General features: G+C 65.3%; 1 protein-coding gene. It reads right to left on the bottom strand.

What is annotated here, in order from left to right; genetic code table 11:
- Positions 1–67 precede the first annotated feature (67 nt).
- Positions 68–239 (bottom strand): DUF736 domain-containing protein (locus G8O24_RS43840; protein ID WP_188108506.1); only part of this gene is annotated, 172 nt, incomplete at its 5' end.

Raw genomic sequence — 239 nt, 5'->3', positions numbered from 1 at the left:
TCGCTCCGCATAATGACGGGGCGCTGTCCGCGGCGCCTCGCGTGTTTGCGAGACGCCGCGGTGTAGGTCAGCGCGACCAGATCAGCGCACACTCGCCATCGTCGCCTTCGAAGAGGTTGGCGTAGATCGGCGCCGGGAAGGACGGGTCGTCGAGCTTGACCGAGTGGTAGACGGTGTTGTTGTCCTTGGAGGTCCGCTGCCACGCGGCACCTATCTCGACATTACCGACCACCACGCGC

The sequence above is a fragment of the Bradyrhizobium campsiandrae genome (assembly GCF_014529705.1).
Taxonomy (GTDB): Bacteria; Pseudomonadota; Alphaproteobacteria; order Rhizobiales; family Xanthobacteraceae; genus Bradyrhizobium; species Bradyrhizobium campsiandrae.
This window is presented reverse-complemented; position numbering and strand designations above follow the sequence as displayed.